Raw genomic sequence first — 13796 nt, 5'->3', positions numbered from 1 at the left:
GACAGTAAAGTTCATGATGCAGCACAACAAGCGCTTGATGCAATTGATGCAGCAGAATCAGGACGCAGTTCAGAAGAATTAGGTATCAGTACATCACCACCTGAGATTTCAGAACCAGGGTTTGATTTTGGAGTTGATACCAATCCATTCGTTGACCTTACTCCTCCGCCAACATTACCTAAAAAAGGAGGAGGCGGTGGATTTGGCGGATCAGGACCTGCAATTGTTGGCATAGCATTAGCTATGGGTGTGTCATTAATTGCAAGACTTGCTGGTGCTGATGAACTTGCTGAAGAAATAGAACAAAATGGAATAAGTGGAACCACTGTGCGTATCATTTTGTTCGGTTTGTTTTTAACGATTGTAACAATTCCTGTCATTGGATATGTTAAAGATAAATATGGCACTATAGCTAATGCATATTATGCTTTCAGGCTTAATCGAGTTTTCAAAGAAAAAAATAAATTGTATCCTGAACCTAAAGAAAGAATTGATAGAAATGTTGCTCTCCTAAAAGAACTTCAAAATAAAAAACTTGCTTCAGCAAGTGATGATGATATTAAAGACTATGAAAGTAAAGCGCGGCCAGCAGCAGCTCTTGGCAATAACATAGATGAGTATCTTTATCTTGTTGAATTGTATAGCGCTGGCAAAATATCTTCCCAAGTATTAAGACGATTATTACCTGAATCAACCAATCCAGCTATACAAACTGGTATCAAGGATTTAGATAGTCGTGACCCTCATGAACAATATTCTGCAATAAGGACTTTGGAAAGTACTCAATCTAATCATCAGGATCACAGCCTTGTCGCTGCTCATCTGCTACTTACTGCGTTAGCAGATACTTCAGATTCAATGAGATCATCTGCTGCAAGAGTATTTCAAGCGCAAAACATGCAAGGTGTATTACCAAAGATTATTCAGTTTTTTGCAGATGCAGAAACGGGAAGATTGCCTGGTGCAGAAAGAAGATATGAATTTATTGGAAATGTAGTTACTCATGATAATAATTATGATTTTGCTGCTCTGAAACCACAACTTATCGCTGCAGCTGCAGATACAACAAAAAGCATGAATGAACGTGTTGCTACGCTACGTGCATTAGATTACTTAGGACTCTCTGCTGATGAACTACAGCAAATTTATCCATTTATCAAAGAAATCGTAACTTCAGGAACAGGAGGACAAATAAATGCAGTAATAATATTTGTTGGAAGAAATTCTATCTTATCCAATTTATCTGAGGGTCAAGTCCACGAGTTGTTATCATTAAGCTTAACACAATTTAAAGATAAGGGTTCATTGGATTTAGCATTATTGCTGTCTTTATTGATAGGGAGAGCAGGCAATACTGACGAAACTCAAAGAATAATTCCTGAATTAATAACATTATTAAACCAAGGACAACCTGTTGAAAATCTATTATATATACTTGGAAGTATGCTTAATATTCAGGGCATTGAAGCTGTTGTCCTAGAGTTTGAACCATTAACAACAACAGATGATAAAACTGTTTTGAAAGCTTTGATAGGGCTTGTTAACCAATTGCATCAAGTTCAAGGAATGGATAGATACATACCATTCTTAATAGAACAATTAGATCATAAAGATGGTCATGTCAGACAATTAGCAGGATATGCATTAACAGAATATGCAGGATTTACCCAAGCAAATAATGCATTATCTAAATTAGATGATCTTAGGAAAAACGATCAAGATGAATATGCAAAATCTGCTGCTGAAAGAGCATACACTGCAATAACAGGAAGACATAATGCAGGAACACAAGTCGGTCCAACAACTCCTCAGACAACTCCTTCTTTTGGTCCTCAAATTCCTACAAGTGAAGGGCCTGTTAAACAAGACAGAGATAGTTTATACAGAACTATTGAAACAGGTAATCCAGCAGATGCAGTAAACGCATTGGTTGATCTTGCTTCAGATAAAGAGAGTAGGGATATTGATGTACTGCTTAGCATGTTAAAAAATAATAGAATTTTGCCGCGAGTAAAACGTGCAATAATCAGAGTATTAGGAAGAGATTATAGAGAATTTTCTTGGAGCGATGAGCAATTACGTGAAATAATGAGATTTGCTGCAATTCCAAGTTTAGGACAAACTGTTTTACAAGCTGTAAATGACTTAGGACATGAAAAGAAAACTACCATGGTTACATTACTTACAACAAAACTATCTGATCAAACTCAAAATATCAGAATAAATGCTGCTAGTATTCTGCAAGCATTAGCTCCATTTGCTGAAACTGATGCAGCGAAAGATGCATTACAAGCAAGAATCAATAAAGCAGATGAAGTTAAGCAAGTTAGAGATGCTGCAACTGCTGCATTGAATGCCATCAATACTCGCCAGCCATTTATAGCATCAGATGTTGGATTACCTACTCGTAGGCAACCTGCACCATCTTCACAAACTCCTCAAGGTCAAGTGCGTTTAATTGTTGCTATTGCAGGTGTTAAAGCAGAAGATGGCAATGTCAATCCGCAAATGACAGCAGCAATTACAACATTAACTTCAGGAAATGTATATGAAGCAGCGTTACAATTATCACAAACTATTACTCAACCAGCAGTACCATCTCCACAAGCTCCTCAAGGTGCTGCGCCTGTAACAACACCATCTCCTGCAGCACAACCAGTTTCTCATGACGCATCTCAACTGAAAACCAAGCAAGAACAACATGATGTTGCAAGACTAAACCAATTACGCAACACAGGTTACAGATCAGTAGTTGATGCGCTTCATGCATTTGATGTTGCTGAAATCAGCAGTTATTTTACTGCAGAAGAAGTTGCAGAGCTAGAACGATTAATTGGTTCGAAAAATAGGGATGCTATTTTAACATCTGATGAAATAGTTTTGTTAGAATATCATACTAGAACGAAAGGAGATATACAAATCCCAAAACTATTTGGAATCGATAAAGAAAAAACTGCTGCACTCAAACGAAAACTGCAAAGTGCAGGTATTTATTCTATTAATGGGATAGTAGCTCAACTTAATCATCAACTAACAGGTATTCCTTTAGAACAACGAAGACAGATTAAAAAACTAGTTGGAGGAACAGGCGCAACCCTAACACTAGAAGATATCCTTAAATTCAACCTTTATCGTCGTGCACATGGTATTGTTGTTGAAGATGATCGAATTGATGAAAGAAAAGAAGGCAGTCATTATCAAAAAACACGTGTAAGTGAATTACAACAACGACAGCTTACTAGTCTTGAAGCAGTTTTAGGCACTGAGAGTTATGTAGCACTGCTTGAGACACCATTATTCAGATCACCTTCAGCACTTGATGAAATGTTGCCTGGCAAAACAGCAATCACCGTAGATGCAATTCAGACAATCTTAGAAACTCATATTCATCATGCACAACAACGTGAACATGATGACCAATATCATTTAGCAATCCAAGCGCTAGAACATTATCTTGGTTTAGGATTGGAATATGGCAGGGATATTGTATATGCGCAATTAAGTCAATATTATAATACTCTTGGAATGCAAGAGGTAAGTAGTCATTATGAAGAACTTAGTAAAAAAGCAGCGCCAACACAAGAAGCAATTAGAGCAATTGCTCCTCGACAACCATATACTGAAAAACCGTTTGATAATGAACGTACTATTACCGGCATTGAACCAGAAGCAGATCTAGAACCAATCGCTGAGGACAGCAAAGAGAGTGACAAATTAGAAGCATATGGTTTAACCTTAAACCCAGGTCAAATAAGCTTAGGAATAGAGAAAATAACTTTAAATGATAGATGGTATAATCGACTTGGAAGATGGCTCATCGCAAGAGTTGGTATTAAAACACCAGAGTATACTGTTACAATCAATGCCCATCCCTCTGTGTTTGACAAAGAAGGCAAAGCAGCTCGACGATTGAAGAGAATAGCAGAGAATCTTGTTCGTCTTGAAGAAATAAATGGTAAAGAAGATCCAACATTATTAGGATTGACTAAACCAGGCAATAAATGGAGTGTTGAAGAAGCAGAAGAAACCCTTAACAAAGCAGCACCAACAAAATTACGATCAGTATTCAGCGGCTGGGGAAAATCTGCGTTAATTGTTGGCGGCTTATTTGTTGCTGATTATATATTGCCTGGAATAATGTCAGCATTTGGCATGGATGCTTCAACATGGTATGCAAAGACTGCTGGTGTCGAAGGAAGCTTAGAATCTGTTGGTAGTGCTGCACTTGGGAAAACATTACTGGGGCATATTCTTGGTGGTAACTATGTAGTATTGAGTATCATTGCATTAACAGCAGCAAGCTTCAGTGTAGGAAATATTTTAGCATTCGGGTTTTTAGCGTTATTAGGAAATGTTATTGGATTTACCTCGGGAAAAATTTTACTTATAGCTGGTGCAAGAGTTATGGTTGGTCCGATATTGAAATGGCTGGCAGGAAAAATCTCCAAAAAAACAATCAGGAAAACACCAGCTTATACTATTCAAGTTAGAACTTCAAAGCAAAATATGGCGAATGATAAGGAGAATAAGATAAAAGAAAAATTCAGCACATGGTTTATACCCTTCAGAACAAGAAGATTTTCATTCAGAACAGGGCAATTTTCTGAAGAAGGAGTTCAGTTTGATAATGCTCAAGTTCCAGTGCTTGGTGCTGATCAACTAGCTCTAGAAGTAAATCGACAATTAGTATTAAGAGATACTATTGACCCTCGAACCTTGCCGGGATTAAGAGTTGGAAAGAAAGTAAGACCAGTACAAACAGAACCTCCAACTAAGTGGATTAATTGGATGTCAAAATTTCGTATTTTAGGTTCAAGAAGTATTTTATTACCTATATTAGCTTTAACAGGGTTACTTTTTACTAAAAGTGATTCACGTTTTGTTCTTCTAGAAGAAACCTTGCCTGTTGAAGATAAAATAGAACAAGTTAAGCCAAAAACTATTCAACCACGTTCTGCTGAACAAGAAACAAAAAGAGCTTTTGAACGTAGAGGAATAGAGCAATCAACGGCATTACTGGCTCAAAATGAAATACAAGAAAAAATAACTCAATCTCAATCTGACGAAATAACTAATGCTGAAAAAATTCCTCTCTTGGAAAAAGTTGTAAGAATAGCAACTGAAATGCTTGCTGATTCTTCTGTAAGTGAAGGAGATCGCACGTATTTTAAAGCTCAAAGAAAATATGCTGAAGATAAATTAGCAGCCTTAAAAGAAACAACACCAGCAGCAGAATCACCAGCTAAAACAGAACCTCAAGCTCCAGCTAAAGCAAAGCCAACAGCAAAACCTGCAGAAGAGAAACCTGATTTTGAAGCACCAACAGTTAAACCTAAAGCTCCGCCTAAAGCAAAACCAAAACCAGCAGAAGACAAACCAGATTTTAGTAAAGCAGGAGTGCAGGATGTTGATGTTGAAGTTGCACAAGTACAACCTGTATTAAGCCAGCCAGTTAAAAATACTATTGGTGCAGTAACTGCAGGATTAGTTGGATTAGGAATTCTCTTAGCTCCAGCAGGAGCAGCAGCATCAACAGGAGCAGGCGGAGTCGCAGCAGCAGGAGCTTCAACAGGAGTATGGACAACGATTGTCGCAGTTGCTTCTAATCCAGTTACATGGATTGTTGTTGGCGCATTAGCAATTGGTGGAGGAATATGGTGGTGGTTAAATAGGAAAATAGCAAAGTCATCAACTAGTATAACTGAGACTGAAGCTAAACAATTAGCTCTTTCAGTTTTGAAACTTAAAAAAAATGATCAAGGATTCTTATCAGCAAACTTTGGTCCAAAAGCTCCAGGTGATAAACATTTAACTGATAAAGAAGTCAGTGATCTTACAGCACTGCCTTCTCCAATACTTCGTCTGCAATATCTCCTTACCCATGGTTTTAGTGTAAATGATGTAGCGATTAGAGCAGGTGGATTACCGGCTGTTGCAATAAGTGAAGGAGAAGATGGCGAAGAAGTTGATGAGACTGCAGATAGAGCATCTCGCCAGCAAAGAATAAATAAACTTGTTGCGCCTTTGCTTGATGGATATTCAAATGTGTATGGTATCTCACCTGATGTAGCTCCCCAGATTATACATGATTTAGCTTTAGCTGATGATCCAAATTCAGTATTAGACATTCTTGAAAAAAATAAAATAATTCGAGACCGGCAAGTATCAATATTAGGAGCATTAATCAATGCAGATTTAATTACTTTGTCTCGAGACGAATTATATCTTCAATTGTATGACATGTCCTTAGATGAATTAGCCTCAAATTTTCGTGATCTTCCTTCAGGAATATTATCTGAATTGCTGCGTCAGCCTCCTGTAAACAGATTATTATTTCTTGAACGCAAGTCTTCTTATCAACTTCTTGGTATTTATTTATTTGCAAATCGACGTGATCAGCTACCGGTTTCATTAGAGATGCTTGCTAAAACCATAAGCGATGGTATGCCTTTTGAAGATGGTTTGCTTAACCAGCGTAAACTTCAGCAGAGACTTGAAAATAAACAACTTCGTTTTGGTGATCGGTTTTATGTTGGTTATGTTGATCAATCTGAAATTTTACCTGAAGGAGCAGAAACGGCAGTTACTTCTATTGTTTATGCTAAAACATGGATGACTTATTATGGCGGAACAGATTTTGTTGATGATAATGGCAATAAAATACCACTATCAAAAATAGCGTATGCTGAGCAGTATGGAAGAATTTCTTTATTCAAAAGAATATTCAGCAAATATAATCCATATGCAGTCATTTTGAAAATAGGTTTAGTTGCTTTAAGCGTATTAGGTGTTCTTATTATTTGGATCATTGCAGCTCCGCGTCGTATTGATTTGCCATCGTCAAAAACTGCGGTTGTTGATGTTAGCGTTACTGTTGATTCACCTTCATCTCTTGCGGATAATGTTATTGGTGGGCAGTTAACTCAAGATGAGTTTGAAAAAGCTCTTGATTATTTGCAGAAAAGATTCAAAGCATATCCGCGCGGGTTTTTAAGTGTGCATCTTAAAAATATCAAATTATTAAAAAATATTCGTCTTAATGGGCAATCTGCTGGAGGTTTTCAATCAGGTGACACTTTTTATGTTGATTATAACAGCTTATTTACTGATAACAATATTATTTATTCAGTGCTTGATCATGAATTAAGTCATGCTGTAGTCAGAGAACGTTTGGCGATGCTGTATTATTATGGCACTGAGCCGGAATTTGCAGGTCAATCTAAACAAACAATTATCCATAATCTATTAGAACTAGTTAAAAAACTTGGAACTGGAAATTCTGCAGTTTTATTATATGATGTTTTAAATGATGGTACTATATTAGACACGGTCAGTGTTTATTATACTCTTAGTGATGGAACAGTACAAAAAGCGTCTTATACTTCTGAAATTATCCAAGAACTTACTGATGCAGGATATGAGATAGATGATCTAACTCAGTTCATAGATAATGCTGAAACTGCTGCAGCAAATGAACTCTGGAAAAATTCTCTAAAAGGCGGATTATGGATCGAAGCAAATCCTCATCAACAGGATGATTATGTAGCAAGCTGGCCGTATAATGGTTATGGCAGTTTTTTTATAGATGAAAGATTGGATACTTTTTTCAGTGCTTATGGTAAAAATGGATTATTGGACGATATTGCAACAGCTTCAGAATCAATGTTTCAAAATTTGTATCTTGCAACATTGCGTGGATTAAAACATCCTGCTTTAGGCAAAAAGTTAGAACTTTTAAAAAATATTTATATGCGTTCATCAAGTTTGCTTATAGACGAACAAGATATCGAAACAATGATGATTGAATCTGCAAGGAAATTAGTTCCTAATCTCGTTGCAAAGTATGAAAATCAGGGTTCTGAAGTTTTGCGTGAAGCATTGCTAACACCATCTGAATATATTCCTGCATTAATTGAATCAGCATTGGATCGTTCTAATCCTGATGTTCAAGCAAATGCAATTCAAGCATTAGGATTATTGCAGACTCGAGAGGCAGTTGCTGAATTGTTAGAACTGCTTGATTCTGATGATACTGATCAAGAAACAAAACGTTTAGTCATAGAAGCGTTGGGAAGAATAGGAAGTAATTATTATGCTAATCAATATCTTACTATTGAAGCGCTCATTGATCTGCTTGGTGGAACGCATACTGCTGAAGTTGCAATTGCTCTTGGCAGAATTGGTGATTTTTCTGCGCTCTATCCTCTATCTCAAGCAATGGCATCAGCTGAAAATGAACAGCAGCGAACTGCAATAGCAGCAGCATTGTCTGCAATGCCATTTGATCTTGCAGATGCAGACGAAACTTTGCTTGTTTCCAGTCTTGAAACATATGATCAGCTGCACGGCGGACAATTAGCAGAATTGCGCAAGCTCAAGCAAAGACCTGAAATATTATTTACCCATCATCCTCAATTGACTGATGAGCAAAAAGTGATGCTGCTTAAGTTAGGGATAACAGCCAGCGATAGCGCGCGATATGATGCTGCTTAAGTTAGGGATAACAGCCAGCGATAGCGCGCGATACAGTCATGATCTATCTGGAGAAGAAGTGGTTTATAGATTATTGGTTAGAAACAAAATCCTTGATCCATATGTAACAACGCAACCTGATGGAACGAAACAATTATTTATTTCAGATTATGTCTTCCTTCCAAAGAAACCTCTAAACCTTATTTCTTCACAACTGAAAATAGCCATGCCAAGATTATGGCAAATGCTTCCAAGATCAGGAAAAATACTTTTTGTTGCATTGAACATTCTTGCATTACCATTAATTCCAATTCCTGTTCCTGGTTTGTATCCTTTATCATTATTTGGAATAGCAGTTTTAACTGATCGTTTGTATTTTAAGGAACAGCAAACACCTACAAGAGTTGAAAAGAAAACGCCAAGCGCTCAAACTGCTCAACAACCTTCAGCAGTAGCAGAAACAAAACCAGTAAATCTTGATGAACAAATTAAACTTTTAAAAGCATTGAAAAACCAGTTGGCTTCAGATTCAGACAACAACAAACTAGTTGCACTAAAAGATTTAAATGATTTTTCCAACCATTTTTTCTTTCAGACATTGGATGCATTGCCAGCTGAAGAATATAATGCTGCAGTTGAACCATTAATAAGTAGTCTTATTGATAGTTTCTCAGCTGATCAAAATGAAGAAGTTAAATTTGCTGCTATAGTTAGTTTAGGATTTTTATATACTCATCAATCTTACGAACAAAAAAATTTTAAACAAATGGACGGCCGACGAGCTATTAAAAACATCATAGCTCTTTTATCTTCTTCATCAAGTTCTCGAATAAAGATCAATGCGTTAAGTACGTTAAGTCTGCTCATATCTACTGAGTATGATGATGAACTTAGATTAGCAGCTCCAAGAGTGATAGGGTTGCTTTCTGATACTGATCCTGAAGTTAGGAAAAGTGCGATAACAATTTTAAGATCACTTACTAATAAAAAGATTATACTAGTGAAGGATACAATTGCAGCACTAGAACCTCTTGTTTCTGATTCAGATGGTTCTGTTAGAAGTTCTGCTCATTTACTTATGAGTGAATTACTTTCAAGAGAGGATTATGCACAACAAGATGAATTAATTGGAACAGAACTAGAGATTGAAAGCGAAAGAGAACGCATCATTGGCGATGCAGTAACCACCTCTCCAACAGGAACAAGCATGCATTTTTCGAATGAACAAGTTGCTCAATTAGGTTTATCAGAAACTCCTCTTGTTAAAGTTGAAGAAACTATTGAAGGAAAAATAAGCATAAGCACTATACTCAACAAGATAGATGACGTGTACACTGATAAAACTGATCCTGAGTCACTAAAACAAAAGCATGAATTAAAAAATAAGATTATTGTTGAAATACTTCCTTTAGTTCATGAACCTGCCAATCAATACCAACAATTATCAGATAACAAACAAGAAGAAATTACTGACTTATTCATTAGTTTAAATCAATTATTGGAATCATTGCCCGTTAAAAAAGGAAGATTTATTTTAGGATATGCTGATCTTAACAAAGTAGGATTTTTTAAAAAATTCATTGCACGTTATAAATATAATAAAATTATGAAACGTCTAAAACAACTCGCTGAGGAAATAAACGATCCTACCTTTACTCAAGGAATTACATTCCTGGGAGAATTAAGTCAGGATAATAATAACATAGAAGCAGTCAATACCATCTTATTTGATTTCTTTAAAGCAAATGGTTTATATTTTAAAATTGGTGTTAAATCGCGAAAAAATGATAGGGTTATTGAAATAGGGAAATTATTAGCTTCTGAAGATCAGGGAAGTTTAAATCTATTTCTCGCTGACATTATGGAGAAAGGTTATACTACTCAGACCTATAAGGGAGTTACCTATGGAATTTATTTAGTCCACGATCCTCATGCAAAATGGGGAGGTTATTCAGAAGCAACAAAATTAAGATCATCAGATCTTATTGTTGATGGAAGAAATGTTGTTGTCTATGTTAAAGATCCAACCACGATTAACGAAGAATGGATTTTATCTGTGTTAGTTCATGAAATTAAACATAAAGAAGATTCTATAGATAGAATCCTGCAGGATCATGAACATGATTTAGAAGCAAGAGCAATGATGTCTGAGATTATGTTTGGACCTTATGTTAAACCAAATTTAGAATATTTCATTCAAAATTATGGAGAAACTAAGGTTGATCATGAACCACATCAATACGGATACAACTATGTTGTTAATTCTTTATTAAGGGCAAACGAACAACATCCCATAGTATCTACAGTTCTTGCTCAAGAGGGAGTCAGCAGTGTTAATGAATTTTTACAAAAAGCATCCCTTGAGGAGATAAAGCAAACAGCACAAACACTTGCTGCTGCTTTAACACCTGTTGAGATCTCTGATGCCATCAAACGTGCTTATGATGCTGATTACACTCAAGCAGATGACCTTATTGGAGCTCGTGGTTTAGCATTGGAAGAGACATTGAAAGAAACCAAAGCAAAAGATATTGGCAGCGGCAAAAAGAGTGCAACGTATCGTGAAATAGATGCAGCAAAAAATCATGATAGTGCAAATTTTAAAGTAAGAAATGAGCGATTGTTTATTTTTGTTGATAATGCAATCGAAGATGAAATTCCTATTGCTGAAATAGAAACAAGTTCAGGTATTGGTTACACGAGCAGACAACAAATTCTCGAGGATATTAAACCATTTACTGATTATTTAAAACAGCAGCAAATCGCATGGGCTATGAGCGGTTCTGGAAGCATTGCAGATGAGCTTGCGTTGATTGGTGAAAGTACCGGAGATGCTGATGTTCTTATTCCTCGAACACAATGGAGAACATTAGATCAATTACTGCAGGAAAAAGCAGAGCAAGGTATTTTAGAAGAACTTGGCATTAAAAGTTACACTCCTATGAGATATAATCCTTATGATCCTGAAACAGGAATTGGTTATGATTCTGATGCAGTAGGCGCTATTATCTTAAACAATGGTCAAAAAATAGATTTGATTTCTGGATTTGGGTATAAAGTTATAGATCAAGCAGCAATTCAACAAGGTTCATTAGAAATCTCACCAGGAATAGTTCTGCCGGTTGAAGTTATTCCTGACAGAAAAACAAGTCGCGTAGTAGTGTTTGATATAGATCAGGATGGAAAGCCTAATGTTGATTCATTTTTTACAACAACAGAAGATGGAGAGATGTACATGACTCCGCAAGCATTAAGAGTAAAATATACGTTTGAACAAAGAGAAGACCGGCTCAAAATGTTAGATAAAATTGAAGCATTAGATCAAGGAGAAGACACTACAAAAGAAGATGCCTATGCTGAAGTTATCTCATTTAAAACACAACCGGTTTCACGTTTGAGGCAGGCAATAGGAATCGCAGCAGTGGTATTATTCAGCTTATTTCTCCCTTCAGAAGCATTGGGTGCAGAAAGTTTTGAAAGTACTATTGACCAAAGTACTCTTGAGTCATTGAAAACAGCGTTATTAGTGATTTTAGGTATAACTCTTGGATTCTTTTCTCTGTTATGGGATGGATTAATTCACCGAACATCTTATTTTTTGGTGGGTAGATTATCAAAATTATCACCCGAAGAAATAGCAGATCGTATTATCAATAATATGAATGAATTAGAACTATTTTATGAGAATGGTGAATATGCCTACGACCAACAAAGAAGAATGATAGTAGAGCGATTGACATTGACTCGAGTGATCACTATTTCTGCAGGTGAACTACGCGAATATGCAAAGCATGGCAGTGAAATCCCCCATCAAAATATTGCAGAACAGCGGCAAGCATTAGCAGAAAAATGGTTAAGAGAAGGGAAGTTAGGTAAAGATGAAATTGCTCGGAAAATCTACAATGCTATTTCTTATCCTGAACTTGAATCATCATCCTGTAAACTGGGCAGTTTATCTTGTTCACTCAACATTCAAGGATGGAAAGATGCTTCCCCAATTAGAAAAAAATCTGCAAGAACAAGTGTCGTTAAAACAATCGAAGAAGTAAAAAAGGGCGATTCAGGTTTAATACCAACTGAAGCGCAATCAATTGACAGAGGAACAACGATTGTTGATGCTGGAATCGCTGTTGATATAATAGACATCCAATTTCAAAAGAACACTGCCGCTGATGTTGTATTAGATCGAGTAACTAATGTATTAGCTGAAGATAATCTCGAAGTGATTATCAAAGAACAAACAAAATTATTTATCAAAGACAAACAATCAGGCAGCGTTAAATTTGTTGATGATAATTATATTCTTGGAAAGGAAGTTGGTAGTAGTATTTATAGCAAAAGTGCTGAAGAAGTGTTAACAGATTTAGAAGAAATTTTAGATTCTGAAGAACTTAAACCACTTTTGCAAGAAGAATTGAAAAAAGCAGGATATTTTGAAGCTGCTTATCTCCAGCGTGATATAGCAACATCATTAGAACAAGGAAGTATTGCAGAAGTTGCTGATAAATTCTTAAAGACATTGGATCCAGAATACAAACCATTTACTCCAACAAAAAATCTTTATTTAATTCCAAAGAAGATTCCAGATAAAGATAAAGTAACGCTGAGAAATATCTATGATACACGAGAAGTACTCCCACTTCTTGAGAAAAATATTGATGGGTTTAAGGTGATTCCTCCTATTGGAAACCATGATGTAACTGTTGAATATAACGGAGTTAGATTTATTGTTTTTGCAGGTTCAAACAAGCCATATGAAGTCCCACGTGTAGGAATAGTAAGAGCATTAAACAGAATTGCTCGTGAAGATGCAAGGAACAATGACATTACAGAAGATGAAATAAGACAACGAATTGAAGTATTAAAAGAACAGGTGTTTATCGAATAACGGTAATATTTATTTCAGGTAAATATTCCTTAACAACTGCCATTACATCATTTTTTACTCTTTCATCACAAACAATATATCCTTTACTTTGCCCTTCATGAGGTGGAGATTGTCTAAAAAGCTCTTCCAATCTTTTCCGATAATTCTCTTGATTAGCAAGTTCAACTACGCTTAATTTTCCTTCTCTTAACCTATCTTTAACGTAATTATATAACATTACAACATGACCGAGATCTGATACCTCCATTTTTTCCTTGGGGCCAGAGGCCGTAACTCGATGATATCTTTCGTTATCAAGTATAAACACAAGATATGAAATACCATCTTGACGCTGTTTGAACGCTTTGAGAGCATTGGTTCCCCCAAGAAAATCTAAATTAGATGGTAAACAATAAAGTACCACTTTATCATCCAATGGTTCTTGAGATTCAGCCAT

Annotated in this window: 3 protein-coding genes (1 of these 3 cut by a window edge); 2 read left to right on the top strand and 1 reads right to left on the bottom strand. The window is 36.1% G+C overall.

What is annotated here, in order from left to right; genetic code table 11:
* Positions 1 to 8493, top strand: partial view of a HEAT repeat domain-containing protein gene (locus HYY69_02845; protein MBI3032388.1) — the 3' portion only. It extends 13968 nt beyond the left edge of the window; the window shows 8493 of its 22461 coding nt (coding positions 13969-22461); its start codon lies off the left edge, out of view; its stop codon occupies positions 8491 to 8493.
* Positions 8480 to 13360: a hypothetical protein gene (locus HYY69_02840; GenBank protein MBI3032387.1), complete on the top strand. Its 4881-nt coding sequence runs from the start codon at positions 8480 to 8482 to the stop codon at positions 13358 to 13360. Before HYY69_02845 ends, HYY69_02840 begins: the two co-directional genes overlap by 14 nt.
* Here the strand turns inward: HYY69_02840 and HYY69_02835 are convergent.
* A complete protein-coding gene (locus tag HYY69_02835; protein MBI3032386.1) occupies positions 13350 to 13796 on the bottom strand; it encodes a hypothetical protein in 447 nt (148 codons plus the stop codon). The two genes, HYY69_02840 and HYY69_02835, sit on opposite strands and share 11 nt — an antisense overlap.

The organism is Candidatus Woesearchaeota archaeon, assembly GCA_016192995.1.
Lineage (GTDB): Archaea > Nanobdellota > Nanobdellia > Woesearchaeales > DSVV01 > JACPTB01.
Note: the sequence above shows the minus strand (reverse complement) of the source record. Positions and strands in the feature narration are given on the sequence as shown.